The sequence below is a fragment of the Poritiphilus flavus genome (genome assembly GCF_009901585.1).
Taxonomy (GTDB): domain Bacteria; phylum Bacteroidota; class Bacteroidia; order Flavobacteriales; family Flavobacteriaceae; genus Poritiphilus; species Poritiphilus flavus.
Genome location: NZ_WXYO01000004.1, coordinates 242,310 through 269,036 on the forward strand (window position 1 = coordinate 242,310; position 26,727 = coordinate 269,036).

Genomic DNA, 26,727 nt, shown 5'->3' on the forward strand with positions numbered 1-26,727 from the left:
TTCATGAAGATAGCTATTGTTTGTTATCCCACCTTCGGAGGAAGTGGGGTAGTGGCCACTGAACTGGGTATTGCATTGGCCAACAGGGGACATGAAGTTCATTTTGTTACTTATAAACAACCGGTAAGACTGGAGCTTTTGAGCAACAAGATCTACTTCCACGAAGTTCATGTTCCAGAGTACCCGCTATTTCACTATCAACCATATGAGCTCGCACTTTCCAGCAAGCTAGTGGACACCATTAAGCTATTCGGGATTGAATTGTTGCATGTGCACTATGCCATACCTCATGCATATGCGGGCTTTATGGCCAAGAAAATATTGGAGGAAGAAGGCATCTATGTGCCTATGATCACCACCTTGCACGGAACGGACATCACCTTGGTCGGGAACCATCCATTCTATAAGCCGGCGGTTACCTTTAGTATCAATAAGTCTGATGTGGTGACCTCGGTATCTGAAAATCTAAGACAGAGCACAAAGGATTTGTTCGGGATCAAAAAGGAGATAGAAGTGATCCCAAACTTTATAGACAAGCGAAAGTACAGCATGCAATACACGGATTGCCAGCGTTCACTTATGGCCAATGACGATGAAAAGATAATTACGCATATCAGTAATTTCCGTGCGGTAAAACGGATACCAGATGTCATTCGCATATTTTACGAGATACAGCGTAAGATCCCTGCAAAGCTAATCATGGTCGGAGAGGGGCCGGAGAAAGAAAAGGCAGAAAGGCTTTGCGAAAGACTGGGAATCAAAAACCGGGTAGTCTTCCTTGGGAATAGCAATGAGATAGATCGTATCCTTTGCTTCTCAGATCTGTTCTTACTCCCTTCAGAAACAGAGAGCTTTGGACTCGCTGCCCTGGAAGCCATGATCAATAAAGTGGCTGTGATCTCCAGTGATACCGGGGGTATTCCGGAGGTAAACAAACATGGGGTTACAGGGTATTTGAGCAAAGTTGGCGATATTGACAATATGGTAGCCAACGCCCTGAGTATTTTAGAGAACGATCAAACGCTGGAAAAGTTCAAAGAAAACGCTTTTAAGGAAGCTTCAAAGTTTGATATCACCCATATACTTCCGCTTTACGAGGCTGTTTACGAGAAGGCCTACAAGGGGCGATATAAAAACGCTTACTAATTGATTATGAATAAATTAGTATTCGTTATCTTAATTCTTATTTTAGGCTGTAAAAGTCAAAAAGAAGGAGTGAATACCAATGAAGCACAAACGGCAGTGGAAAACAATCTTACCTATGTTCTCAGCGATAGCTATGGAGGGACTGAAGTTCCTGAACTCATGATTATCCGAGAGGCCGGAAAGCTAAAGCGCTTCTTCCTGGAGATCAATAAAACGAGAAAACCTGGACTGCCAATTCCAAAAGTGGACTTCTCCAGGGAAATGGTGGTGATTTACTGCGGAGGCGAGGTTTCAGGAAGTCGTATTCCTGCCCTGCAAACCAAATCGGAAAATCCGGAAAAACTGGTACTTTCCGTGGCCACGGAAAAGACTGAGAATCAGGAAAGTTCTACCGCCATTACTTATCCTTTCATCCTTTATACCTTACCGCTTACCGATCGGGAAATTGAGCTAGAACGAGAAAACTAGACGTATCAGCGGCTAAGTTGACCTTCTGTCGAATTTTATTGAAGATCATACCCGGAATTTGGCACCGCATTATAGCTGGGGTAATTTTGTTTTACAATTAAGCCCTAAATCTTAAAATTATGAAAGCCTATAAGAATGTCCTCGCTGTGGCAATTCTGCTCTTTTTCGCAAAATCTTTCGGGCAGGAAGAAATAGCCCTCACCGCAAAGGATAGTATCGTCAAGAGCTCCTGGATGGCAGGTCTTGGATACACCATTATTGACGATTCCGGTGATGTTTTTGATCAGCTTTTTGATGCAGACAGTCAATGGAATATGGTAGCTTTTCCCTCAAGAGCCAGTATAGGAAGGTATTTTGAGAGCGGAATAGGTGTTGAAGCCATTGCGGCCTATTCTCAATACAAAGAAGGGAAGATCATAGATGGGGTGGTGAATGACACCGACATAGACTATTGGTCTATAGATACCCGATTGTCTTATGACCTCAATAAGATCATTGGACAGACAGCCTGGTTTGACCCCTATGTCGGGGTAGGTTTGGGTTATACAGACGCCAATAACCAGGGCAGGGGTACTTACAATGCCGTTGTGGGCTTCAGAACATGGCTTTCGGACAATTGGGGTATTGATCTCAATTCTTCGGGTAAATGGTCTATAGGTGATAACGCCACCAACCACATCCAACACGCTGCCGGGGTAGTGTACCAATTCGGTATCGAAAAAGGGCTTTCAAAGAAAGGGGAAGAGAAATTAGCGCTTATAGAAGAACTGGAAAAAGAACGTCAGCGGGTAGCAGATTCCATTGCAACGGCCAAGCGGGCTGAAGAAGAAGCCAAGGCGCTTGCAGAAAGGCTGGCTCGTGAGAAACGCGAAGCAGAACTTGCCGCGGCAGAAAAAGCCAGGCAGGAAGCTGAGCAAAAACGCAAACAACAGTTGTTAGATGCTATCGAAAGTCTGGGTAAACCCTATTTCGCCCTGAATTCTTCCTATCTGGGCAGAGAATCCAAATCCGTACTCGATGGTTTAGCAACGCTTTTAGCCGAAACGCCTACACTAAAACTAAGGATCACCGCTCACGCGGATTCCAGGGGTGCTGAAAAATACAATCAATGGTTGTCTGAACGCCGTGCTAAACGCGTTCTGGATTACCTGACCAAAAAAGGGGTGGAAGCAGATCGATTGATCGGCGAAGGTCTGGGTGAAACCCAATTAACCAATCATTGTAAGAATGATGTACCTTGTTCGGAGGCAGAACATCGCGTAAACCGAAGAACGGAGTTTCTAGTCGTGGAGTACTAAAAGCCCTAAATTATCCGGATCTCAGAAATTTGTTGAATAAAGAATTGCGGCAGATATTCCTTTGAGAAATACTGATAAGCATTGCTGTGGATGTTCAGGCCATTGTCCATAAGGCCAATGGTCTTCCATCCCAAACTATTTGGCGTAACAAAGTCTTTTTTAGCATTATCTGCAATGTAGCAATACTTAGCTACAGCATATTTGTCCATAAAAACCTTATAGTTGTTGAGGTCTGGCTTTTCAGATCCGAGTACTTCGGAAATAGCAATATGGTCTATGAGGTTTTCAATGCCCAGCGCCCTTATTTTGTTCATTTGAGTGATTTCCCTGCCATCCGTAAGTATGCCTGTCTGCCCGCCTTTGGACCTGATCTCCTTTAGTAGCTCAACCACACCCCGGAAAGGAACTATATTGGGTATATGTTCCCGATAATCCTTTATCAACCGGGTTTTAGAAATTCCGTATTGCTCTGAGAGCATTCCAAAAACGTCCTCTTTATTTCGGTATAAGGAAAACATGAGAACATAAAGTTTCCTCCAATCTTCGGGGTCTAATTGCCTTGCAATGTGAATATAAGCGGATCTTAAGAACTCCAGTTCATTGTAAATGGTGTCGTCCAGGTCAAAAACAATTACGGTCTTTGAATCAACCTTTATATCCATGGACTAAAATTTCATCATCATATCGCAACATGAGCAAATCGCCTTCCCAGCAGTCAAAATTATCTTCAACTGATTGGTCCAGCAGGTACTCCTGAATGATCCATTTCGGGAAGTTCGCTCCTGCCAGGTAGGATAGGGGATATCCACCACCAAAACGGGGGTTGATCTCTATCCCGTATATCCTGGGCTCGGATTTGTGTTTGAAAAATTGAGTGGTAAGGCAGCCTACAGCCCCTTCAATTTCCGCCATATGTTCTCTGATATACGGAACCAGGTCGTCTTTACAGGTTACACCTTTATTGACTTCCCCATCCCGTACTTCTATCCTTTTCCTGGGGACCGCGCATTTGAGTTTGTGATCTCTGCCGTAGTAAAGGTCGCAGGTATATTCTTCAAACTGCGAATGATCCAGATATTCCAGGAACATGAGCTTTTTATTGGCAAAGTGATGCTCCTGCAGCTCTTCTTTCTTTTGTATGAGGTAAGTGTCTACGCTGCGGCTCCCGTCCCAGGGTTTCAGGAACATAGGGAGCTTGTAATTGTCCCGTGGGTATTCTTTGGCCACGGCAATCCCTTTTTCCTCGAAGAACTTGTGGATCTTTCGTTTATCGCGGCACTTTACGATAAAATCAGGAGAGGATATTACCGCTTGGATCCCGTGATCTTTCAGGAGGGAGGAATTCTCTGCCAGGAGCAGCAGTTCGGTATCTATGGTGGGAATAATTAAGCCAATCTGGTGTTCTTTACACTTTCCGATCAGATAGTCGATGTAGTTGGGTTCCGAAAGTCGCGGAACTTTAAATGAACCATCGGCCACAGTACAGGCGGCTGCGAGTGCAGGATTAGCATCGGCGGCATAAACCCTGGCTTCCGGGTTTACTTTTTTCAGTTCTTTTTGGAAAGCTCTGAGCAAAGAAACACGCCTGCCTGCCGAAGTGATCAATATATTCATCTGACTATTGCGTAAAAAGTTCGGAAAATCTTGATAAACGGATTTATCAAATATTTTCTGTTAAAGATAAAAACCATAAACGAATAGCTAAAACCGCTATAGTCTTTACCCAGGAATTTTTTAAGCGGATAGGCGTCTATCTCTTCGAACCCACTTAACATTTCGGGAATTCTTTTTACAGAAAGGTCAGATTTCATCAGCCTGACCAGAAGGAAGAAAACAAAGGATTGTTGCCTGGTTTTGAGGCGCTGTATACATTTTTCTGCCTTTGGGTGCTCTTTAGGTATCTCCTTTATCAGCCCGTCAAATACATGGGCGGCGTTGGCATTGTCAAAAATAACCTTGTTGTAGTGCTCGGGAGTTTTATTCCTCATGGCCGAGGTAGGTAAGATCCTGTATCTGTGCAGGTCTATATCCACATGCGCCATGCGCTTTGCGGTGCAAAAAAGTTCGGCCGTTAAAATGGCATCTTCCATCCATCGACCCTCAATAAAACGATGATTATTGGAGGTCAGGAATTCCTTTCGTACTAAGTACCACCAGATCTCATTGTGGAATTTCTTTTTGGCGATATAGCTGATACCATCGCTTATATCCAGCTCACAAACCGGCTCAAATGGCGCACCATCTGTGATATAATCGTCCTTACCAACGGGTATTGAAATAAAACTTAGAATATCAACCTGCTGACTTTCAGCCAGATTGAGCACTTCATGTAGCCTGTTTTCCACCAGGTAATCATCCGGGTCCAGAAAATAGATATAGGCCCCAATAGCTTTGTCCAACCCGCTATTCCGTGCAGCGCCAACACCCGCGTTCTTTTTATCGATGATCTCAATTTGCGGATTTTGGGCCTGATAAGACTTTGCAATCTCCAGAGTCCGGTCTTTGGAGCCGTCGTTGACCACGATGATCTCATGTTCATCCGGATCGAGTTCCTGGGCCAGAAGACTGTCCAGGCATTGAGGCAGGTAGGCCTCCATATTATAGCAGGGGATTACGATACTTAATCTCATGAAGCTTCGTTTCCGGTGAAGAATTCCATGGTAGCGCTGGTGCCGGACGAAATTCCTTCTCTTTTTAATACTTTCAAGAAGGTCAGCCACAAGATCTTCATGTCCAGGCTAAAACTGATGTTCTCTACGTACCACACATCATATTCAAACTTCTGATCCCATGAAATGGCGTTCCTGCCGTTCACCTGGGCCCACCCTGTTATTCCCGGTCTTACCAAATGCCTTTTTTTCTGTCTTTCGTTGTAAAGGGGCAGGTAGGATACCAGCAAGGGTCTGGGGCCTATCAGACTCATTTCACCCTTAAGTACATTGAACAACTGCGGAATTTCGTCCAGTGAAGTCTTTCTTACGAATTGTCCTATCCTTGTTAGTCGTTCTTCATCTGGCAAAAGCTCATTATCCGGTCCGCGTTCGTCCGTCATGGACTTGAATTTAGTGATCTTAAAGATCTTCTCGTTTTTTCCTGGCCTGGATTGGGAAAAAAGAATGCTGCCTTGCGCCAGGAGCAATAACAAACTTACCACTATCAGCACTGGGCTGAGTAGCAATAAAAGTACAGAAGATAAAACTATGTCCAGCAAGCGCTTAAAAAAACGGACGTACATATTTACTTACCCTTTACATTGCAAAATAAGACCATATTTTTGGATAGCCTCTCAATTAATGGACAAATGACACCCTAAAAAAGTTATAAGGTCCCCATTCATATCAGACCAGTTATATTTTGCTATTTATGATATCGATGAGCTGCGCATTTACCAGATTAACATCGAACTTTTCTTTGGCCAACTTCCTGCTTGCCAGGCTCATGGCCTCAATTTTTTCCGGATTATCCAGGAAATAGCGCATAGCCTTGGTCAGGGGTTCCTGTTCGTTCGGCGGAATAAGAAATCCATTCTCTTCAGGGACCACGGTTTCCCGGCAACCGGGCTGGTCTGTGGTAATAATCGGCATCCCGGTGGAAAGTGCCTCCAGGGCAGAGCGGGGTACCCCTTCCCGGTAAAAAGAAGGCAATACGAAGATATCCGCCCTGGAGATCAGTTGATCCACCTGGTTAGATTCGCCGTGATAAACAATAACCCCCTCACTGTTTAAAGTGTTTAGTAGCTCCAGGGAAATAGCGGAACTGTTATTGGGGGGAGGGGCTCCAACAATATGGAATTCGGCCTTTGGAAACTCCTTTTGGAGCTCTTTTCCTGCCTCGATAAACAAACCGACACCCTTTTCTCGTATAAGTCTTCCCACAATAATAAAGCGAACAGGCTCTCCTTTGATCTTTTTGTTACTCCTAAAGGCAAAGCGATCCAGGTTGATGCCCGATCCCTGAACCACCTCAAGAGTCTGATTGGCAGTAACAATATTTTTGTCCAGGAAAAGCTGTAAATCGTCCTTATTCTGGAATACCACAGCACTATTATAGCGCAATGCCCTTCGATATAGAAACTCTGTAACCTTCTGCAATAGTTTTGATTTAAAAGAAACCTGGCTAAAGGTAAAACCCAGCCCGGTAATCAGAGAAACCACTGGGATGCGGTGCTTTTTGGCCGCCATGGACCCATAAACTACCGGCTTGATGGTATAGGGGAAAAGCAGATCGATCTTGTGTTCTTTTAAAATGCCTTTCAGCTGCCTAATGGAGCCCAGGTCTTTAAGCGGATTCAGCCCGGTTCGCTCCAGATTGTAAGGGACAGGTATTCCTCCCAACTCATGAACCAGTTTTAAAGTGCGATCGTCAAAATCAGGAGCGGCGCAGTACACCTTGAAATTGTTTTCTAACAGGCTCTTTATCATATCACCCCGGAAATTGTACAGCGAATAGGAGGCGGAACAAAGAACGAGGATATTTTTTGGTTTTTCCATTAGGGTCTTAGCAGGCGATTTGGAGTTTTCAGGTTGAATTTACAAAAATTAGAGTGCTTCCGGGGATTTTAGTTCAGATAGGTGTTCACATACCATTTCTGGAAGCAATAAATAGCCCAGACCGTAAAGGTATTGTCTCGTTTTCCGGACAAATGGTCCTTGACCATACTTTGTAAGTAATTGAGGTTGAATATGTTTTGTGCCTTCAGGAAATCCGTCTCTATATAGGATTCCATCTCTTTTTTCAGGCCGGAGCGCAACCAGTCTCCAACCGGCGACCCGAATCCCTGTTTACTTTTATCCAGGAAATTTTCAGGGAACTGGTCTCTGAACGCCTCTTTGAGTATATACTTTTTGTCCCAGCCTTTCATCAGATAATTTTCAGGAAGTCCATTGGTGTATTCCCATATCTTTTTGTTGAGGAAAGGAGCCCGGCATTCCAGGGAATTCATCATACTGGTCCGGTCTACCTTGGTTAACATTCCACCCTCCAGACTAATGATCTTATCAATAAAACGATAAGCCGTTAGGGAATTTGGCTTGTCAATTTTCAGTTTTTGTTTGTATTCCCTGTAAAGGTCTTCTATATGCAGTTCCGGCCGGATAAGACTCTTTAGCTGGTTTTCGGAATTCGCCAGAGAAATGATATCCCAATAGTAGTTTCCCTCATAATTTACCGAATTCAACATTTTCCTGATCTGAAATTTACGCCCTCGTTTATCGTCCTTATCCATCAAAAGAGGGTAGACCCTTTTCATAATGAAATTGTGGATGAATTTAGGCGTAATGGAGGTGTATCTCTTATTCAGTTTTCCAACATAGTATTTGTTGTAACCCCCGAAAATCTCATCGCCCCCATCACCGGTCAGTGCCACTTTAACGTGTTCGCTGGTTTTTTTGGAGACCAGGTAGTTAGGCAGGGAAGCGGTGTCTGAAAATGGCTCGTCGAAATTTAGAAGGATCTCGTGAATATTGTTTTTCAGGTCCTCTTCTCCTATGATAAACTCGTGATGTTTACTGTTAATCTGTTTGGCCACCAGGCGCGACTTATCTGTTTCGCTATAAGCCTGTTTCTTGAATCCTATAGAAAAAGTATTGATGCGTTCCTGGGTCATTTGAGACAGGCATAGAGAAACGATGGAAGAATCCACCCCGCCTGATAGAAATGTGCCTATAGGTACATCGGAGATAGATCTGCTTTCCACGCTTTCGCGGACCAGGTCTTTTACTTTCTCCCGTGCGGTGGCAAAATCGTGCTTTTCATCTACTATATTGAATTCTTCTTCAATGGGGGAGATCTCAAAACTATGCGTTTTCAGGTCGTATACCAGGCAGTGGTTAGCTTCTAATTTAAAGACATTGTCGTAAATAGTATAGGGTGCCGGAATATATGTTGACCGCAGGAAGTGGTTCAGTCCTTTGTCCGAGATCCCAGGTCTCTCATCCATGAGCAAGCGAAGGGACTTAAGTTCAGATCCCCAGATGAATTTATCTCCCTGTTGCGTATAGTAAAGCGGTTTCTCCCCGAAAAAGTCCCGCGCTATGACAATTCTGTCTTTCTTTTTGTCATAGATGTTGAAACCGTACATCCCATCCAGTTTGCTGAAAGCCTTTTCGCCGTGGCGTTCGTAAAGTTTCAGGATTACCTCCGTATCACTATGGGTCGCGAAAGTGACTCCCTCTTGCGCAAGTTCATGCCTTAGTATGGGATAATTGTAGATCTCTCCGTTAAATAGAATAAGCATCTCACGGTCGTCCGTAAAGATGGGTTGTTTTCCAGTGCTGAGGTCAATAATGGATAAGCGGCGCATGCCCAATGCCAGTGAGAATCCCTCCTGAACATCTGTGTAAACACCGTCCTCGTCCGGACCACGATGAAAGATGATATCATTCATCTCCCCGATCTTCGTCGCGAGGGTCTCTTTACTTAATTGTCCTTTCGATATAAATCCATTGATTCCGCACATAGCAGTAATGATTAGGAAATAATAAAGTTCTTAAACTGATCGTAAACCGTGCCCAACTCAAACTCGGCGGCCTTTGCTGACGCTCGTGCTCCAAATTTCACCCGCTCCCCGGGATGCTCTTTAAAGTATAACAATGCTTTATGCAGCCCCAGATGATCCCCGTTGTTGATCAATAAGCCATTTTTACCTTTATAGAAACTGCCCTTTTCGATAAATATTTCATCCGCGGAACCATTTAATAACTCCAATGGCCCGGAAAGGCAGTTGGTCGATATGCAGGGCAGTCCAACGGCCATGGCTTCAAGCAAAGCGTTCGGGAAGCCTTCGGTATTGGATGACAATACAAAGCAGTTGTATTGGACCAGGCGTTCCGATACTTTTTTTACCCTTCCTTTAAGAAATACTGAATCCCCAAGGCCTTTTTCAGCGATGAGTTCTTCAAGTTGACTTCTAAGCGGTCCGTTCCCGTAAATATCCAGTTCCAAGCCTTCTGCGGCTTCTGCTATGGCCTTAATGATGATAGCCTGGTTCTTTCGTTCGTTTAAGGTGCCTGCCGTAACCGTTCTAAGCTTATCCGTAGCAATTCCAAGGCTATCCGGAGCCACCTGACTTTCAGGCATTTCAATCGGATTGTAAATCACCTCCATAGGGATCTTTACCCGAAAATTATCCGCAAGGTCCTGATTAATATATATGGAATTGGAGAACAGCCTGGTATTCCTGTTGTAGAGCAGGGGATAGAAGATCTTGGAAATGTAATAAGAAAGCCTGCTGGTTGTATTATCCGAAGGATAGCCTCTTTCGCTTACGATGGTCTTAAGTTTTGAAAACCGCATTGCGGCAAGGCTATTGAGAAAATTCGGAAAGGCCAAAAACGAAATGGCAATGTCAATTTCACGGGATCTGATGACTTTGAAATACTTCCTGAGAAAAAGAATGCTATCGCCTAACTGCTTAAAAAAAGAGGCTTGCTTTTCCTCCGTTTTTTTTGACAGAATTTCTATGTCGACACCTTCTGGGATGTCAAAGTGAATGTGGTCGTACATCAGGATAAGGGTCACTTCAAAATCGTCTACCAGTTTTTTGAGCAAAAGGCTGATCACTTTTTCCGCCCCTCCGCTGGTCATACTGATATTTAAAACCGATATCTTTTGTTTGGCCACTGTTTGCTAAAATTTCTTTCTCAATTGGCCCCGGAAGTGTTGCGGGTCCCCGAGGACCATTGTATTTTTTGTTGGATTAAAGGGGTAGGGTAAGGAGTTTTCCCAATTCCGCATCCCATTTGTCCGGGACGAATTTTCCCATTCCGGACTCGGGATGGAAGGTAATCTCCCCAAAATAGACCTTATCCCCAATATTGTAAAAATCAACCCGTACAAACACAAAATCCTGAGCGACAATCTCCGCCAATCTTATCATTTCGTCCAGCTTCTGGGGTTTCTTCAGCTGTCTGCCATTTTCATAGAGGTATTTAAAGTCGAGCAGGTTCCACTCCGTATCGTACATATTGCGTTTGTGGACCGTATCCCTGTCAAGATCCAGTTGGATGTACTTTACCTTTCCGTGAAAGCAAAATAATTTGTAATCTGGCGGAACTCCACCATCTTCACCCTTTAGCAGATTCTCAGCCACAATGCAAGGCCGGATATTCTTGTATTGCCATTCTCCACTACCGTAGAAATAGTTTGTTTTTAGTTTTTTGGCGAAATCCTGCTGTAATTCCTCCCAATTTATCTTGGATTTATCCCGCACGATTACTCCACCGGAACTGTCGTGGTTTGTTTTGATGATAAAGGGGTGGTCCGGGAAATTCTCGGGGCGCAAATCTTTTGCATCGTAGGATTGAAAGACCATGGGAATAAGGTATTCCTCCCCGAGTTTTTCCGCCACATATTCGCGTACCCTGAATTTGTCCGCACATTGGGTATGCAAAGGGGTCCTGTCATTCAGCTTAAGCCACATCATCTTTTCGTTGAAAGTTTTTGGAGAATCTAGATTCAAGGAGTACCCCAGTCGGCGTTTGAAAGTCCTTTTGGCCAGGGTTTTCTCCGGAAGCAGGTGGTCTCTGAAATAGATGTAGGGCCAAAGCAGCACTTTGCCCAGCCAGGTATTCCGATATAAATTCTTAAAAAAATCTCTCATCTAAGTAAGCATTTCAGGGGACATTATCAGTTACCAGAAGCTTAAGAGGAAGTTTTCTTCTTAGCCTTCGGCAAACCAATGCTGTTTTTAGTTTTCCGAAGCCGCGAACAAAAAGTTTTTCAGGGCCTCCCCATAACGTTTATAGTAGAAGTGATCTTCCGAGGTTTTGTGGGCCATGGCAACCACTTCTTCATAAAAATCCTTATAATTTTCGATGATGTAGACCAACTTTTCCAACATAGCTTCGTCATTATCCGGGGGAACGATGAATCCGTTGATCTTATCTTTGATGAATTTGCCGTTGTCGCTGACATCAGTTACGAGAACGGGTTTTTTGTGATTCAGATAGTCCGACAGTTTAGTTGAAAAACCGTATTTGTTCTGAAGCGTGAACCCTCTTGGGATAACCAGCAGTTCCTGCTGTTTCAAAAATGATGATAGCGCTTCTTTATGCAGATAACCGCAAAAATTCACCGAGCTATCTATTTCCAGATCTTTTAATAAGCGATTGAAAATATAATCTTCCTGGTCTTTCTTCACCTGCCCGCATAGATTAAACTGCAGCTCAAATCCCTTTTTCTTCAGCTGTGAAATAACCTCGAAAAAATTCTGCAGCCGTTCCTTTTCCAGGTGAATACTTCCGGAAAACCCGATGTTAAAGACCTCTGGATTGGCATAAGTGCCTTCCTCTACCTCCAATGGTGTATAAGGGTCTGTAAGAATCGGGATCCTCACTGTATTTTTGTTGAACCTGCTTCCGTATTTCTGAATTTCAGTAGAAATGCATATCAGGCCGTTATACAGAGGGAGTAGTAGTTCCATACAGCTAAACACCGTCCTGTAGATAATTCTTTTCAGGCTGTAAACCGGTTTCCTTATGGACAATGGGTTGTGAAAACTCGCAGTATATTTTCTTACCTCGTTGTATTCCGTAAAGACCCGTTGCCGTTTGATCAGTTTTAAATAGAGAATAGCGATGATCTCGAGTGCAATACGGTGGGAGGGGTAAAAGATGAATGCCCTGGAGTCTCCTTTGAGCTTTGAGAATCTGAATAACCTCCTCAGGAACTTTATTGAAGCCCAAACACCATAAGACTGAAGCTTGTTGTCCTTTGGTTTAAAGACATTCGGACTGACCTCTTCAAAGAAATCATCATTCAGTTCTCCGGAGGTACAACTTACCAGATACACTTTGGTATCCTGGTCCGCCACCGCCCCGGCATAATATCGCATACGGGTGGAGCCCACATTTTTAAGGGCGAAATCATAATTGCTGTAAACGAATAAGGCCCTCTTACTCATCCGCGTCCGTTTTAGACCACACCACTCTGTTGACGTAGTCTACATATGAGATAATTATACGAACCACTTTTTCACTTACATTGGGCATGCTGTAGTCCGCGACTTCCCTGAAATTCCTCTCAGGATTTCTTTCCTGCACTTCCAGGGCCACCAGGGCTTGTAAAATCCGTTCCGGATGTAATCCTACCATCATTACGGATGCCTCTTCCATAGCTTCAGGACGTTCGTGTGCCTCGCGAATGTTCAAGGCCCTGAAATTCAGAATAGAAGATTCTTCTGAAATAGTCCCGCTATCGGATAGGACTGCAAAGGAATTGTACTGTAGCGCATTGTAATCCGAAAAACCAAGGGGTTTAAGAAACTGAATGTTCTTATGCGCCTTAACCTGCTTTGCCTCCAGCATATTCCTAGTCCTGGGGTGGGTAGAGACAATGACGGGGTAGTCATATTTCTCGGCTATTTGATTCAGCGAACTGATCAAGCCGTTAAAATTCTTCGGATTGCTGATATTTTCTTCCCGGTGGGAGGAAACCACGAAGTATTTATTCTTCTCCAGCCTCAGTTTTTCAAGCACATTGGAAGCTTCTATCTTATCCCTGAATTTACCGAGTACCTCGTACATCGGGCTACCGGTCTTTATAACGCGATCTGGCGGGAGTCCCTCTCTTAAAAGGTATTCCCGGGCAATGTCGCTATAGGTAAGGTTAATGTCCGCAACGTGATCCACGATCTTCCGGTTAGTCTCTTCCGGAACCCTTTGATCAAAACATCGATTCCCGGCCTCCATATGGAAAACAGGGATCTTACGTTTCTTAGCCGGGATAGCGCAAAGGCAGGAATTGGTGTCTCCCAGCACCAAAAAAGCGTCAGGCGCGATCTCTTCCAGGATGGGGTCAATCGCTACCAGGATCTTCCCTACGGTTTCTGCTGCGTTCTTTCCTGCGGCATTGAGAAAGTGATCCGGCTTACGTATTCCGAGGTCCTCAAAAAAGATCTCGTTCAATTCGTAGTCGTAGTTCTGGCCGGTATGTACCAAAGTATGTTCTATAGCCTGGTTGGCATCCAGCGCCTGCATAACACAGGACAGGCGGATTATCTCAGGGCGTGTTCCAACTACAGTGATTACTTTAAGTTTTTTCAAAGTGGGTTGTTTTAGCTTCTATATTAAACGTCTTCAAAATAGGTGTCGGCATCCTCAGGATTATAGGGCTCGTTGATCCAAAATAAGGTAATCAGTTCCTCCTCGCCGATATTTTTAATGTTATGGGTGTGCCATATGGGCATGTCTACATAGGCAGGTTCATTTCCATCCAGATAGTAATCCACCGTATGGTCCGTGCCAATCCGTCTTAATTGTATCAGTGCCTTTCCCTGGATCACCGCGAAGCGCTCCGCTTTTCGGGTATGAAAGTGATTCCCCCTGGTAATCCCCGGTACCGTTGTGGAAAAGGAGAACTGCCCGCTGGTCTGAGCCCGGGTTATCTCTACAAAACTTCCACGGTTGTCCGTGTGCTTGGTAAACTTTACAGGGTAGTGATCTTCAGGGATATAACATCTGAAGGTATTGAACAGGGCTTTCTGAAAGGGCTCTTCCAAATTAGGGAAAATCCCGTTTTCCATATAGTCCTTTTGAAATGCTTTCAGCAGCACGAGTATTTCCGACACTTTCTTGTTATGCCTGGGTGCAATATCCACGGCAAAACTGTTCTTGCCTATCTCCCCGGCCTCCGCTTTTCCTTCAATGGTATCGAGAAATACCTGTACTAGTTCATTGATATAGATCAGCCCAACTTCACCGTCCTTTATAATGGTAGGCTCTTCGTAACGGGCGATCTTATGGCAGAAGGTGGCCACTACAGAGTTGTAATTAGGTCTGCCGAAAGGCCCAAAAACATTGGGGATGGTTAAGGAACTGAATTTTCCATTACCAGCGGCAGCCCATTCCATAAACTTTTCTTTGCCTTCTTTTTTTGATCTTCCGTAGAGATTGTCACGAATTTCCTGGGAAGAAGAGGAAAAGATAATATGTGGCGAGGATTGGCTATCCACACAGGCCGTGATCAGTTTGGTAACCAATGCAAGATTGGTTTCGTAGATCACCTGCTGGTCTTCGTGCCGGTTCATGGCCGCCAGGTGTACAATAGCGTCGCATTCGGAAACAAATTCCTGCAGTTTCAGGGGATCCTCAAAATAGGAGCGCTCAAAAGGGATAAGTGTTATGGATTCTTTAAGTGATAAAGTGGTATACAAATGGTAACCCATAAAACCCGCCTGGCCGGTAATCCCTATTTTCATTTTATAGTTATTTTTATGTGTTTACCTCCCAATCTGCCTCCCAGTGATCCGGCGGAAACCTGAAGTCGTCACCGGCGGACTGCTGTAAATCAAAATTGGAAAAAACAAGCAATTTGGCATTTTCGCCAAGGGCCTTAAAACCAGTGGCATACCCTCCGGAAACTTCAAGTACCTGTGGATCTTCAGCTTTCAGAATGTAACGCTCCGGGATCAATTCCCTGGATGGCTTATCAAAATTATCTATTTTGATAAGATTGACAATGAAAGCACCTGAATTACAGTAAAACCATTTCTTTTCCTCTTTGTGCGCCTGCCACGCCCTGATAATATCCTGGTTTGCCGGATGGATCTCATAAAACCTGACGATCTCCTTCATCTTAAATCCATTAAAGAAATTGAGTTTTCCACGTGCATCGGAAAAGCGGGAACCCTGGATCAGGTTTGATGCGGCCATCTAGAGTTGTTCTTGGATAAAATCGAGATTCAGAAGGGTGTCCTTCAGTTCGTTGTTGGTCAATTGTTTCGTATTGTGAGAATGATAATCTTCTATCTGGCTGATATCCGTTTCTCCCACAGAGAAATACTTGCTGTAATTAAGATCCCTGTTATCTGCCGGAATACGGTAGAATTCACCCATGTCCTCCGCCTTTTGCATTTCCTCCCTGGTACAGAGAGTTTCATACAACTTCTCCCCGTGACGGGTTCCGATGATCTTAATATCGTTTTTCGCACTAAAGATGTCCCTGACGGCCTCTGCAAGATCTCCAATCGTACTTGCAGGAGCCTTGTTCACAAAAAGATCTCCCTGCCTTCCGTTCTGGAATGCAAAAAGTACAAGGTCTACAGCGTCTTCAAGAGACATCAGGAAACGGGTCATATTCGGATCTGTAACCGTTAAGGGCAGATCTTCCTGAATTTGTTTGACGAACAACGGAATTACAGAACCCCTGGAGGCCATCACATTTCCATAACGCGTGAGGCAGACGGTGGTACCACCCTCAGGGATATTCCGCGATGCGGCCACTGCTACTTTTTCCATCAACGCCTTGCTGATGCCCATGGCATTAATAGGATAGGCGGCTTTATCTGTACTCAGGCAAATGATCCTTTCTACCTTATTGGCCACGGCGGCATCTATGGTATTCTGAGTTCCAAAAACATTGGTTTTGGCGGCTTCAATGGGGAAGAATTCACATGAAGGCACCTGTTTCAGGGCTGCGGCGTGGAAGACATAATCTACGCCATTCATCGCCCTTTCTATGCTGTTATAGTCGCGTACATCGCCAATGTAGAACTTTACTTTCTCATTTTTGAGGCGGGTCCGCATATCGTCCTGCTTCTTCTCATCCCGGCTGAAAATGCGGATCTCTTTTATGTCGGTTTCCAAAAAACGGTTGAGTACGGCATTCCCGAATGAGCCCGTACCTCCGGTGATTAAAAGTGTTTTACCTTCGAACATTATTGTTTATTAATTTTTGTAAAATTATAATAATACCATAACATAACTGCAAAATATAGACCACTGGCTAAAATCTTGGTTATTATGGCTCCTTCTATTTTATAAAAGCTTACTAAAATGGTATAACCCAGCACGTTGACAAAACCAACTATGAAGGCCGCGTTGCGCAATAAGGTACCCTTTCCCTTAGCTCCCAAGAACCTGTTGATGAGATCCCCTAATCCGTGAAATATGAAGGAGAGTATCAGTAGTTTTGAGATGTCTGAGACCGGCAAATAGGCCTCGGTGTAAAAGGTGATCACGGCCAACTCTATGAGTGCATAGAAAACTACCAGGGCCAATGCGGTAATACCCAAACTGAAATAGACCACCTTTTTGGGGATGAAATCCAGATGCACAAATTTCTTGAAAAATATGGTGCCTAAAACCGAGGGGATTACCAGTAGAGGACTACAGACCGTATTGGCGAGCATAAAGAAACCCACCTGGGTATTGTCCATAAAATACGATATGGTAAAACCCGCGATATGGGTGGTGGCCACTCCTGCAAGGCTGCCATAATAAATGGGTCTGCCATTGTACTTATTTTCTTTGAACAACTCCCTGACCAGAGGTTTTTTGATATCAAAACTGGGTTTTAAGCCAACAAGGATCACCGTAATGACGAGCATCAGGAATCCGTAATAACCGTAAAGCACCCAATCGATGGTTACCGGAGTGATAAATTCATGGACCAGATAGATCACCGCAAGGTAGAGGAAGGCCGGTAGGACCCCGAAGAGAGACAGGGTATAAATTTTATGCATCCCCTTGAGGATCTCGTTCATGGCCAACTGCCCGATGATAACCATTACAATCAGGAAATATCTCCAGATGGACTGATCCAGCTCATTATCGAAAAAATAGGGTTCAAGGAAAGAAAAGCCCAGGTAAATCAGTATTCCCACTGCGGAAGTTATCGCAAAGATGACAGTGAACAAGCCCACATAACGGCGTTCCCTGGCTTTGTCATCGTTCATAGCCATAAGCCGGGTAATGGAAATGAAAAAACCAACGGAAACCAGGCTGGCAATAAAACGGGCTGCTGTTTCAATGAACTTAAAGTCCCCGAATCGCTCCGGACCCAGCACCCTGGAATTAAAGATACTCACCAGAAACCCGATCAGGATGCCAAGAACACTGGCACCGTACATGGTTATTATTTTCTTGAGGGTACTGTTCGCCATTACGATGATACTGGATGCAAATGAATCAGCCTGCCCCTTCCCAGAAAATAATTGAATTCCCTTAAGGCGGAATTTCCTTCTTTTCTGCAAAAGAACTCGGTTTTGTGTTTATTGGGTATTGGGCAGGTCATGGGTGTTGGTTTCAGGATTTGACGATCTATCACCTCATTCCGCTACTGTATTTGTACAATAGCCTTCCAAGAATGATGCTGATAACAAAAAAGAAGAAATCTACCGACATTGTGGTAAAAATGGCCAGTCCGGTAAGTCCGAGGATCCATAGAATAATAATGTAGCATTCAACTTTGGTCTCATAGCTCAGATTACCTCTCCGTATCATCTTTATAGGTACTACAACGCTCAGATAAAAGTAAGACAGCACCGGAAGTAAACCGCCCCACCACAATAAAAATAACCATTGGTTATCAATTGCGGACCATTGCTGGCTCCCGAACTGATAGGTAGCGAAAAATCCGGAACCCGTAACCAATTCAAAACCGTTCAATTGTTCCAGAAAAGTCTCGAGTTGGTTAGATCTGGTGTCTTCTGTCCCCCTGTTGATCAGTAATTCCCAGGAAGTGCTGAATATCTCCGTATTGATAATAAGGAATATCAGCCCCACGAACCCCAGCAGGAACAAAATCAAATAACTTCCTTTACGCTTGGTGTGATAAAAATCAAAAAGTATGGTGATAAGGTAGATGATCAGAAAAGACCTTGTCTGGGTGATCAGGGCGAGTAGTATACCAAACCCCAGCGCAAACAGCCTGAGCCATTTCAGTTTTTTATTGTTCTTTAAAATCAAAAAGACATAGGGTACGATCCATACCAGATTTGTGGCATATACACGGTATTTGCTCAAGGCCTGGCCCCTGTACAGCCCAATTCCAAAGTCAAAGAAATTGTACAAACAGAGCAATGAGATCACTATCACCGAGAGATAGAGGAATTTTTTAAAGAACTCAAACCTGTTGTGGTGATAGCTTACAAAGATCAGTCCGAAACATACCCAGGTGCCTATTCCCCTGTTATCCATTACTTCGGTAGTATTGAACAGATCTGCACCGCTTAGAAGATAGTTCAACAATATGCTTAAAACCAATATGGAATAAGCAAAATATATGGAAAGATGATATTTGGCCCTTGCGAAAAAGACGGAGATAAGCGCTGTGAGTATAATGCTAATAACAGAAACGATCCTGATATACTTTTCCGGCCCCAGGAAGTTGAATCCCGTAGTCTTAAACATATAGAGGCGTTCCTGGGCGAAATAGATAAAAAAGAGGTTGAGGAACAGGCCAAAGAACAACAAAAAAGATATAAGCTTATCTATTTGTTTGGTCTTTTCCAGATTGATTTCTAGTTCCTGTGATTGCATTAACTGTTTGTCTTGATTATGTCATTCAGTTTGAAGGTCACTAAATAAGCAGCCGTTTCAGGATCTTGGGCTTGAGCCGTCTGGTTTGGTTGGTTTGGCTACCCAATAATAAGCAAACGATCACAGTTCCAATCTATTATTTCCAAAGCCCTAAAATGACAGGTGTAAACTGTTATCCGCTGAGTCTCCTTCAAAGTTACGGGGAACTTTCCTCTAACCGGGATCCAAAAAGCGTAGACAAGAACTTTCCGCGGATCCGCTGCAAATATCATAAAAATCGTAGAAATCCCCAGGATAATATCCTATAAGGGGAGGGGAAGGGTTATGGCACTCCAGCATAGATAACCTCTGTAGTACTTCGCTCCGCCTGTTAACTTAATTTACAAATTGGCAACCGCTAACTCACGCGTTTCATCATCAAACTTTAGGCTGGGAAATGACGGCCGTACCGCCATTTTCCAGTGAGTAAAGTCTAATCACTGACCACTTGCAGGGTCACCGATGAATGATTGGTAGACAAGAGGCCCAGATCGTCTTTTAAGCGTACTCCGCGAGGCGATCTAACCCTGATCTGTCCATACATTTCCCTGGTAAGGAAGCTCTTGTTGGTAGGCCCGTGCAGCTCTACGGAAGGATCATTACCGTCATAATCTATCAGCACATTCTGGAAAGTGAAGCCTCCCATATTCGCGGTAGACGAATTGGCATAGTCCAGAACGCCCATATGAATGACCGGGAAGTTACTGCCGGTGCTTAAGTTTCTTAGAACCGCATTCTTAACGGTTACTTTATAAGCCTCCAGGGTCTTTTTGGTATAAATAGCGCTATATCTGCTATTCTCCACAGTAAGGCCGTCAAAGGTGATCTGCCCCCGTATCGGATTATGGATACTACCTGTACTCATTCCAAGGCTGATCTCCGATTTGTACGGTCCCGGGTTAGAGGTGGCAAAGTTGTTGGATAGGTAAATGTTCCTGAAAGTCACATCAATAGGTACTGTACTGGATGCCGTATAGGTAAGGGCAAACAGGATCCCGGGTCCCCAGTTGTTTGTAAAGGAACAGTTCTCAACCACAATATTCGTCATTCTGTCCTGAATAAAATCAGGCTCAAAGTCGATCCCCGCACCAGGAGACTCTCCTGTTGTTCCGGTAAAGGTAGAATTGCGTATAGTGAGACCGTCTACGCTTATCACAGACATACCCTGTCTTGCATTGTTGATCGCCGCGATATCCTCTATTAGAATATTTCTGTTGTATTCTCCCGGATTGAATCGGCTGAGGTAGATTCCGTCTCCGCCGCTATCCCGGAGGGTAAGTCCCTTTACGGTAATATTCGATGATCTTACGATCGCAAAGGCGTGCCGCTGCTGTCCGTCCTGGTACTCTGGTTTGTTCATTCTGAAAGTAGCGTCGTATCCGATCACTTCAATATTGTCGCAGTCAATGAGTTGGAAGAGCCTGTGCGAAGTGTTGGGGAAGGCCCCGCTTTTCGCCCTGAGAACCACACCAGGTTCAAAGTAAATGGTTTTGTTCCTCAGATTCTTGAAGGTCAGAGGCTCTACAATCCAATCACTGGATTGACGGTCCACGATGATGACACTGTTTGAAGAGTTGATCGCCGCTTTGATCGCCGCGGTGGCGTTACTTGAATTGTAACCGAAAGTAGAGGCTTTCACCCCTCCGGCAGGAGCACCGCCTCCGCCGCCGCCACCGCCGCCTCCGCCTCCGGAGCCACCGCTTCCGCCTTCATTTACCGTGATGGTAACAGAATCGGAACTGGAAAGTCCTTCAGCATCAGTAACAGTTAAAGTTGCTTCGTATACGCCAGCTGTATTGTAGGTATAAGATGGGTTCTTGTTAGATGTAGATTGGCCATTGCCGAAATCCCAGGAGTAACTGGTGATCTCTTTGTCGTCTGTAGAATTATTAGCCACAAATTGAACTTCCAGAGGAGCATTTCCTGTATCCGGACTCGCATTAGCTACGGCAACAGGCTCTTCGTTATCTACTTGATTTTCAACCGTTATTGTCACAGTTGTAGTATCGGACAGACCTTCTTCATCTGTAACTCTAAGGGTAACGGCATAGGTCCCTGCATCTGTGAATGTATGAGAAGGATTTACACTTGTTGCTGTATTGCCATCTTTGAAATCCCACAGATAACTGGAAACGCCTTTGTCGTCCGATGAGGTATTTCCGGTAAAAGAAACGACAAGCGGTGCGGTTCCCGATGTCGGATCGGCACCTATACGGGCTGTTGGAGCTCCGTTTTCTCCGGTAGTTTCCTCTGTAGTCTCCTCTTCTGATGTTGTGTCTTCCTGACCGCCGGAGCCTCCACCGCTATCTTCCACCGTTTCGTCGGTTACAACCTCAGGAGCACTTTCAGGAGCGTCATAGGTAACGATGAGTTTCGGACCTTCTACGGAAGGGTGTTCTTTGGAAGCAAATGCCAGGTCGTCTCCCTCCCCGTGCGTTAGGATAAGAGTGGTTTTGTCTGCTGTGATGTTCTCCGCGTTAAGGAGGATATCATGTACAGTCCCCACCTGGTAGTCTTTGTTGACCGATCCGACATTCACATCAACTTCCGGAGCATTACTTTCGTCCAATGCATCTTCAGACCAGTCATTGCCTACACCTTTATGTATATCAAGCTGTCCATTTCCTCCATCCGCATTAATCGTAAAGCGAAGCTCTACATTAGTAATAGAACCTCCAATACTATCAATGGCACTAAGATTAAAAAGTAAATAGCTGGTTCTGAACTCGTTATCAACTCTGATTATATCATCGTTAAAACCCTGTCCGTTTTGAACGTAGGCGTCCTGGGACGGTATAAATACGGTGGTACGACTTTCGAATACCTCCTCCGCGGCGGATTCTTCGTCTTGGGTTTCTTCTGTGGTGGTTTCCTCTTCGGTTTCTTCGGTTGCCTCTTCTTCAGTCGCCTCTTCCTCTTCTGTTTCTTCTTCTTCAGTTGCTTCCTCTTCGGAATTGTCATTTTCGTCCACTTGCAGTACTTCGTTACTGAAATCTGCTTCCTGGAGGATATCGCTGTCCTTGGTACAGGCAAGAACGATCAAAAAAAGTAATAAACTAAGGCATAGGTTTAACTTATGGACTCGGGTGGGGTGAAATCTCATAGTGAACTCTAATAGTTTAGTGGTTATTCGGGATCTGCCATTTATCTAAAAAATCTCCGACATAATAGCTGTTTTTTCCGTTTAAATGCAAACCGGACAAAAATAAGCACAAAAGAGTTGAACCATTTTTCTTTGTTCAAAAAATGTTTATAAGTTATCAACAAAATTGCACACTTTGCCCCAAGCAGCATTGTTAAGCATACGTAGCAAGCTCCTGTTTTGGACGATCAACCGACAGGGTTTTAACATTTTTTTAATAAAAAAATCGATGAACTGCACACTTTGTAGTGATTTTCCTATGGCGTACAGCTAATGGGGATAAAACAAACGGGCTGACAAGGCTTCTCAATGGATATTTCTACAAAGATTTCCTATGATCTAAAGTGGATAAACGGGTCTTTTTTATCTCATTCCGGAATGACTTGTCAACAAAAATTGAAACGTTCGAGAAACGAATATCAAAGATCAAACCAAAATTAATATACGGAATGGTCTTTGGACAGTTTCAAAGTGCTGCCTAAAAGAAAAGACCTCCTATCCGCAGGACGAAGGTCTTTGATATCATATATACCTTGGTTTGACTTAAAAATCGATCAGGTTGAGGTAATCTTCCAGGTTGGTATATCCATCGTTATTCCTGTCCTGACTTCCATCGTCCGGATTGTTTGGATCCAGGCTTTGAGCAAGTTCCCAGGCATCGGGCATTCCGTCTCTGTCTGAATCATAACCCTGAGGATGTGTGGCTACCGGTGTATTGCTAACAGTTTCCCAGAACGCCTGATAATGTTGAGTAGCAGGGATTTCAGTAACGCTTCCGTAAGTGTAAGGTACCGGGTCGTCATTCCTTACCCTGGTTATATACATCTCATCTACATTATCCTGTTCCCATATTACATTTCCGCTACCGTCCAGCCTTTTATTGGATCCTACATCATCAAGGACATTATCAAAAGCTACTCCGGCAGATTTCAATGGGAAATCAGGCCCTAGCATACTAAAGGGTGACTGAGCCTGGAAATCACGTGGTGCCGGCCTGGTATCGTTCAGGTCATACCAAGTGCCACCATAACTCCAGCTACCAAAAGTAGTCCAGGTAAACCAGTTGTCCGCGTCCGGATCCGTAAGCACGTCAGGCAGTACCAGATTACCCCTGGTGTGGATCTGTGGTATGTTACCTCCATGGTGATGATCCACCTTGTGCATCTGGTTTTCATAAACCCCGTGTTTCTGCCTGAGGTAAACATTATTGATATGGTTGAGCAAGATACTTCCCTGGGTACGGATTAGTCTGAAATTCCAGTTGTATACTACATTGTTTACGACATCCACACGGCCGTTGGAATTCACATTCGGGAATCTGTGGCTGATGTTGTAGAAGAGCGAATTCAACATACTGAAATTATCAGAGTTTGCCGGGGTATCGCTATCCCCGAGCAGGGCCGCGGTTTTTCCTTCTGCGATCAGCATTCTTTGAAAAGTGGAATTTCGGGTAAGGATCCCGCCCATACTCGCAACTTCGTCAGTTCCCCATGAAACGGAAACGTGGTCAAAGATGTAATTCGTACAATTTGCCACCCTAAGGCCGTCCTGTTCAATGGCCTGATATCTTGGGCGCACCCTGATATATCTGACAATCACATTATCACATCCGTCAAACTGGGTCCTGGCCCCCGTAAGGGTGATCCCGCCTTCCGGTGCGGTATGTCCGGCTATGGTCAGGTCTCCATTTTTAATGTTCAAGGTGGTTTGAAGGTTGATCGTACCGGAAACATCGAAAACGACAATTCGCGGTCCGCTGGCGTATACGGCTTCCCTGAGGCTTCCGGGTCCGGTATCGTTCAGGTTTGTAACATGTATCACTCTGCCTCCTCGTCCGCCGGTGGCGTAGGCTCCACCTCCGTAGGCTGAGGGGAATGCTTTTAACTCACCGTAATCGATAGGCTCATCAGATGGTGGTAGCTCTTCCTCTCCTTCATCCACAGGCTCCTCTTCCTGAATTACCGGATCTTCGGTACCGTAATAGGTAACAACCAATTTTGGAGAAAGATCATCCAAAGGGTGTTCTTTGGAAGCAAAAGCCAGGTCGTTTCCGGTACTGTGCGTGAGTACAAGAGTAAGCTTTTCCGCGCTAAGATCTTCTGTTGTGAGATCTACCTCCTGGGTGGAACCCATGGCATAGGATTGATTAATGCTTCCCAGCACAGCCTCTATGCCCGGGGCGCTGTTCTCATCTAGTGTCTCTTCCGTCCAGTCGTTAGATGTACCTTTATTTACTTCAATAAGTCCATCCCCGTCATCGGCGTTAATGGTAAACTGTAACTTGGCTGATTTAATATCCCCTGGCAGACCGCTTAGATCGAACATGAGGTAACTTGTTCTGTAATCTTCCTGTAATCTTATGATGGATTGATCAAAGGAAGTGCCACCCTGAAGGTAGACGTCATTGATAGGGGTAAAGGCGAAGATCCTGGTTCCGGGCTCATCGCCTTCTTCGCCAACGTTTCTTTCTCTTTCTTCTAAAGAGCCATTTTCATTCAATACGATGTCATTGAACAAGTCAGTGTCCTTGCTACACGAAATGATAATCTGAAATATAAGACAAAAGAGCACCAAACAAATGATGTTTTTGGGGGGAAATGTCATAAGTAGGTTTAAGATTTAGGTTAACTAGTAATTTTTGGGCATTTAAAAATATTTAAAAAATTAAACATTATCGATAAAGCAACACTTATTTTCGATGAAAAGCATCGTTTTTAACAAAGATGCCGGTTTTTAGGCCACATTGTAATCTATTACGGCTGTTGTAAAGCTTTAGATTACCGTTGAATTGATTTTAACATTAATTAGGAATTTAATCGATGAACTGCACTTTTTTTTAAGAATTCCACATGGATGGACTTACTTTAATTAGGAAAAGGATTCTTTTAAGTGCTTCAGCGGAAAGAGATCAATATATTATAAGGTATACCAGGAGCAGGGCAAATGATCAGACCTTTGCAGATGGAATAAACCTGAAGGTTTGGCTATAAAGACGGGAAGTTTACAGGCGTCCGCTAATTCCTTCTCCGGAAAGAACGCCCTTAACATCGTAAAGAATGCCTTTGGGCCTAAGCAGTGCTTCAAAATTGAGATCGGAGAACTGCTTATGGGCAACTGCGAGTATCACCGCATCGAAGTCCGGTTGAAGCTGCAATTCCCTGGTTACAGAGAGCCCGTATTCCTTTTGTACTTCCACGGGATCGCTCCAGGGGTCATAGATGCTGACATCCGAACCATAGCTTTGCAGATCGTAAATAACATCAACTACTTTCGTATTGCGTACGTCAGGGCAGTTTTCCTTAAAAGTGATCCCAAGAACCAGAATTTTAGACTTGCGAACCATTATGTCGTTCCGGACCATAAGTTTTACCACTTCGGTAGCGACATATTTCCCCATACTGTCATTCATTCGCCGGCCGGCCAGGATGATTTCAGGATGATACCCAAATTCCTGTGCTTTCTGAGCCAAATAATAGGGATCAACACCAATACAATGACCTCCCACCAGGCCGGGCTTAAAGGGAAGAAAGTTCCATTTGGTACCGGCAGCCTTAAGCACCTCATGGGTATCAATTTCCATTAGGTTAAAGATCTTTGCCAGTTCATTGACAAAGGCAATATTGATATCTCGTTGAGAATTCTCGATGACCTTGGCCGCTTCCGCCACCTTGATAGAGGGGGCCAGGTGAGTGCCGGCGGTAATTACCGAAGCGTACAATTCGTCTATTTGCTTCCCGACTTCCGGAGTAGAGCCAGAGGTTACTTTTAGGATCTTATCCACCGTATGTTCTTTGTCTCCGGGATTGATACGCTCAGGAGAGTAACCGGCAAAAAAGTCCTGATTGAATCGCAATCCGCTAACCCTTTCCAGAACAGGTACACATTCCTCTTCGGTAACTCCCGGGTAAACTGTAGATTCGTAAATGACAATGTCTCCTTTCTTCAGCACCTGACCCACAGTTTCACTGGCCTTATATAGCGGCACTAATACAGGACGGTGGGTACTGTCTACCGGTGTGGGAACGGTAACGATATAATAATTACAATCGGAGAGATCTTCTATTTCGAAGGTACAGTAGAGGCCGGTTTCCATATCCGCAGACTGCTTCAAAACAACCTGCAATGCCTCATCAGATACTTCCATGGTACTATCTGTACCCGATTGTAATTCCCGAACCCTTTCTTCATTGATGTCAAAACCTATCACAGGGTATTTTGTAGCGAAAAGACGGGCCAGGGGTAAACCTACATATCCCAGGCCAATTACGGCAATTTTGTTGTTGTTTGTCATGCGACGGAAGCGTTTTCTTGGCTTCTTCGTTTGCTGCCACTATAGCACCTGATCACTGCTGGAATGTTCTCCCGCTAACGGTCG

The 26,727-nt window shown here is 44.4% G+C and carries 21 protein-coding genes; 3 read left to right on the forward strand and 18 right to left on the reverse strand.

All coding sequences use genetic code 11. From position 1 onward, the window contains the following. Positions 1-3 precede the first annotated feature (3 nt). The 3 genes from bshA to GTQ38_RS10105 all read left to right on the forward strand — a co-directional run bounded on the left by bshA (position 4) and on the right by GTQ38_RS10105 (position 2,912). Entirely contained in the window at positions 4-1,146 is a 1,143-nt protein-coding gene (gene bshA / locus GTQ38_RS10095; protein ID WP_161435387.1) for an N-acetyl-alpha-D-glucosaminyl L-malate synthase BshA, read from the forward strand. Between the two features lie 6 nt (positions 1,147-1,152). Then, positions 1,153-1,614 carry a hypothetical protein gene (locus GTQ38_RS10100; RefSeq protein WP_161435388.1) on the forward strand — a complete coding sequence of 154 codons (462 nt, stop codon included), beginning with the start codon at positions 1,153-1,155 and terminating at the stop codon, positions 1,612-1,614. Between the two features lie 119 nt (positions 1,615-1,733). Further along, a complete protein-coding gene (locus GTQ38_RS10105) occupies positions 1,734-2,912 on the forward strand; it encodes an OmpA family protein (protein WP_161435389.1) in 1,179 nt (392 codons plus the stop codon). A 5-nt stretch (positions 2,913-2,917) separates the two neighbouring features. Here GTQ38_RS10105 and GTQ38_RS10110 read toward each other — a convergent pair whose 3' ends face one another. The 18 genes from GTQ38_RS10110 to GTQ38_RS10195 form a co-directional block, all read right to left on the reverse strand. After that, the gene (locus tag GTQ38_RS10110; protein ID WP_161435390.1) at positions 2,918-3,574 is read right to left on the reverse strand and encodes an HAD family hydrolase; all 657 of its coding nucleotides are present in this window, start codon (positions 3,572-3,574) and stop codon (positions 2,918-2,920) included. Beyond that, positions 3,558-4,526, reverse strand: coding sequence for an ATP-grasp domain-containing protein (locus GTQ38_RS10115; protein ID WP_161435391.1), 969 nt, complete (start codon positions 4,524-4,526; stop codon positions 3,558-3,560). Before GTQ38_RS10115 ends, GTQ38_RS10110 begins: the two co-directional genes overlap by 17 nt. Next, a complete protein-coding gene (locus tag GTQ38_RS10120; RefSeq protein WP_161435392.1) occupies positions 4,523-5,542 on the reverse strand; it encodes a glycosyltransferase in 1,020 nt (339 codons plus the stop codon). The genes GTQ38_RS10115 and GTQ38_RS10120 overlap by 4 nt, the downstream gene beginning before the upstream one ends. Further along, on the reverse strand, positions 5,539-6,147 hold the full coding sequence (locus GTQ38_RS10125; RefSeq protein WP_161435393.1) for a sugar transferase: 609 nt from the start codon (positions 6,145-6,147) through the stop codon (positions 5,539-5,541). The genes GTQ38_RS10120 and GTQ38_RS10125 overlap by 4 nt, the downstream gene beginning before the upstream one ends. Before the next feature lie 112 nt (positions 6,148-6,259). Next, positions 6,260-7,402 (reverse strand): glycosyltransferase family 4 protein, encoded by a 1,143-nt coding sequence (locus GTQ38_RS10130; RefSeq protein ID WP_161435394.1) that lies wholly within the window; start codon positions 7,400-7,402, stop codon positions 6,260-6,262. A 68-nt stretch (positions 7,403-7,470) separates the two neighbouring features. Continuing rightward, the gene (asnB, locus tag GTQ38_RS10135; protein WP_161435395.1) at positions 7,471-9,369 is read right to left on the reverse strand and encodes an asparagine synthase (glutamine-hydrolyzing); all 1,899 of its coding nucleotides are present in this window, start codon (positions 9,367-9,369) and stop codon (positions 7,471-7,473) included. A gap of 11 nt (positions 9,370-9,380) precedes the next feature. Further along, the gene (locus GTQ38_RS10140; protein WP_161435396.1) at positions 9,381-10,532 is read right to left on the reverse strand and encodes a glycosyltransferase; all 1,152 of its coding nucleotides are present in this window, start codon (positions 10,530-10,532) and stop codon (positions 9,381-9,383) included. A 76-nt stretch (positions 10,533-10,608) separates the two neighbouring features. Next, the gene (locus GTQ38_RS10145; protein WP_161435397.1) at positions 10,609-11,511 is read right to left on the reverse strand and encodes an ATP-grasp fold amidoligase family protein; all 903 of its coding nucleotides are present in this window, start codon (positions 11,509-11,511) and stop codon (positions 10,609-10,611) included. A gap of 87 nt (positions 11,512-11,598) precedes the next feature. After that, positions 11,599-12,813 (reverse strand): glycosyltransferase family 4 protein, encoded by a 1,215-nt coding sequence (locus GTQ38_RS10150; protein ID WP_161435398.1) that lies wholly within the window; start codon positions 12,811-12,813, stop codon positions 11,599-11,601. Next, positions 12,806-13,954, reverse strand: coding sequence for a non-hydrolyzing UDP-N-acetylglucosamine 2-epimerase (gene wecB, locus GTQ38_RS10155; RefSeq protein ID WP_161435399.1), 1,149 nt, complete (start codon positions 13,952-13,954; stop codon positions 12,806-12,808). Before wecB ends, GTQ38_RS10150 begins: the two co-directional genes overlap by 8 nt. Before the next feature lie 23 nt (positions 13,955-13,977). Next, the gene (locus tag GTQ38_RS10160; RefSeq protein WP_161435400.1) at positions 13,978-15,108 is read right to left on the reverse strand and encodes a polysaccharide biosynthesis C-terminal domain-containing protein; all 1,131 of its coding nucleotides are present in this window, start codon (positions 15,106-15,108) and stop codon (positions 13,978-13,980) included. 13 nt (positions 15,109-15,121) lie between these two features. After that, positions 15,122-15,562, reverse strand: coding sequence for a cupin domain-containing protein (locus GTQ38_RS10165; RefSeq protein ID WP_161435401.1), 441 nt, complete (start codon positions 15,560-15,562; stop codon positions 15,122-15,124). Then, entirely contained in the window at positions 15,563-16,567 is a 1,005-nt protein-coding gene (locus GTQ38_RS10170) for a polysaccharide biosynthesis protein (RefSeq protein ID WP_238857896.1), read from the reverse strand. Further along, a complete protein-coding gene (locus GTQ38_RS10175) occupies positions 16,567-17,883 on the reverse strand; it encodes a lipopolysaccharide biosynthesis protein (RefSeq protein ID WP_161435402.1) in 1,317 nt (438 codons plus the stop codon). The genes GTQ38_RS10170 and GTQ38_RS10175 overlap by 1 nt, the downstream gene beginning before the upstream one ends. Before the next feature lie 70 nt (positions 17,884-17,953). Next, positions 17,954-19,171, reverse strand: coding sequence for a hypothetical protein (locus tag GTQ38_RS10180; RefSeq protein ID WP_161435403.1), 1,218 nt, complete (start codon positions 19,169-19,171; stop codon positions 17,954-17,956). Positions 19,172-19,643: 472 nt separating this feature from the next. After that, complete coding sequence (locus GTQ38_RS10185; protein ID WP_161435404.1) at positions 19,644-22,313, reverse strand: PKD domain-containing protein; 2,670 nt, start codon at positions 22,311-22,313, stop codon at positions 19,644-19,646. A 582-nt stretch (positions 22,314-22,895) separates the two neighbouring features. Further along, positions 22,896-24,956, reverse strand: coding sequence for a DNRLRE domain-containing protein (locus GTQ38_RS10190; RefSeq protein ID WP_161435405.1), 2,061 nt, complete (start codon positions 24,954-24,956; stop codon positions 22,896-22,898). A gap of 397 nt (positions 24,957-25,353) precedes the next feature. Further along, positions 25,354-26,643, reverse strand: a complete 1,290-nt coding sequence (locus tag GTQ38_RS10195) for a nucleotide sugar dehydrogenase (RefSeq protein ID WP_161435406.1) — start codon at positions 26,641-26,643, stop codon at positions 25,354-25,356. Positions 26,644-26,727 lie beyond the last annotated feature (84 nt).

What these genes read in the sequence shown, in the direction of transcription:
- asnB (WP_161435395.1), bottom strand. Translation starts at nt 9,369, where the DNA reads ATGTGCGGAATCAATGGATTTATATCGAAAGGACAATTAAGTAAAGAG.
- GTQ38_RS10160 (WP_161435400.1), bottom strand. Translation starts at nt 15,108, where the DNA reads ATGAAAATAGGGATTACCGGCCAGGCGGGTTTTATGGGTTACCATTTG.
- GTQ38_RS10100 (WP_161435388.1), top strand. Translation starts at nt 1,153, where the DNA reads ATGAATAAATTAGTATTCGTTATCTTAATTCTTATTTTAGGCTGTAAA.
- GTQ38_RS10185 (WP_161435404.1), bottom strand. Translation starts at nt 22,313, where the DNA reads ATGAGATTTCACCCCACCCGAGTCCATAAGTTAAACCTATGCCTTAGT.
- bshA (WP_161435387.1), top strand. Translation starts at nt 4, where the DNA reads ATGAAGATAGCTATTGTTTGTTATCCCACCTTCGGAGGAAGTGGGGTA.
- GTQ38_RS10190 (WP_161435405.1), bottom strand. Translation starts at nt 24,956, where the DNA reads ATGACATTTCCCCCCAAAAACATCATTTGTTTGGTGCTCTTTTGTCTT.
- GTQ38_RS10120 (WP_161435392.1), bottom strand. Translation starts at nt 5,542, where the DNA reads ATGAGATTAAGTATCGTAATCCCCTGCTATAATATGGAGGCCTACCTG.
- GTQ38_RS10180 (WP_161435403.1), bottom strand. Translation starts at nt 19,171, where the DNA reads ATGCAATCACAGGAACTAGAAATCAATCTGGAAAAGACCAAACAAATA.
- GTQ38_RS10170 (WP_238857896.1), bottom strand. Translation starts at nt 16,567, where the DNA reads ATGTTCGAAGGTAAAACACTTTTAATCACCGGAGGTACGGGCTCATTC.
- GTQ38_RS10145 (WP_161435397.1), bottom strand. Translation starts at nt 11,511, where the DNA reads ATGAGAGATTTTTTTAAGAATTTATATCGGAATACCTGGCTGGGCAAA.
- GTQ38_RS10195 (WP_161435406.1), bottom strand. Translation starts at nt 26,643, where the DNA reads ATGACAAACAACAACAAAATTGCCGTAATTGGCCTGGGATATGTAGGT.
- GTQ38_RS10130 (WP_161435394.1), bottom strand. Translation starts at nt 7,402, where the DNA reads ATGGAAAAACCAAAAAATATCCTCGTTCTTTGTTCCGCCTCCTATTCG.
- GTQ38_RS10110 (WP_161435390.1), bottom strand. Translation starts at nt 3,574, where the DNA reads ATGGATATAAAGGTTGATTCAAAGACCGTAATTGTTTTTGACCTGGAC.
- GTQ38_RS10150 (WP_161435398.1), bottom strand. Translation starts at nt 12,813, where the DNA reads ATGAGTAAGAGGGCCTTATTCGTTTACAGCAATTATGATTTCGCCCTT.
- GTQ38_RS10165 (WP_161435401.1), bottom strand. Translation starts at nt 15,562, where the DNA reads ATGGCCGCATCAAACCTGATCCAGGGTTCCCGCTTTTCCGATGCACGT.
- GTQ38_RS10125 (WP_161435393.1), bottom strand. Translation starts at nt 6,147, where the DNA reads ATGTACGTCCGTTTTTTTAAGCGCTTGCTGGACATAGTTTTATCTTCT.
- GTQ38_RS10115 (WP_161435391.1), bottom strand. Translation starts at nt 4,526, where the DNA reads ATGAATATATTGATCACTTCGGCAGGCAGGCGTGTTTCTTTGCTCAGA.
- GTQ38_RS10105 (WP_161435389.1), top strand. Translation starts at nt 1,734, where the DNA reads ATGAAAGCCTATAAGAATGTCCTCGCTGTGGCAATTCTGCTCTTTTTC.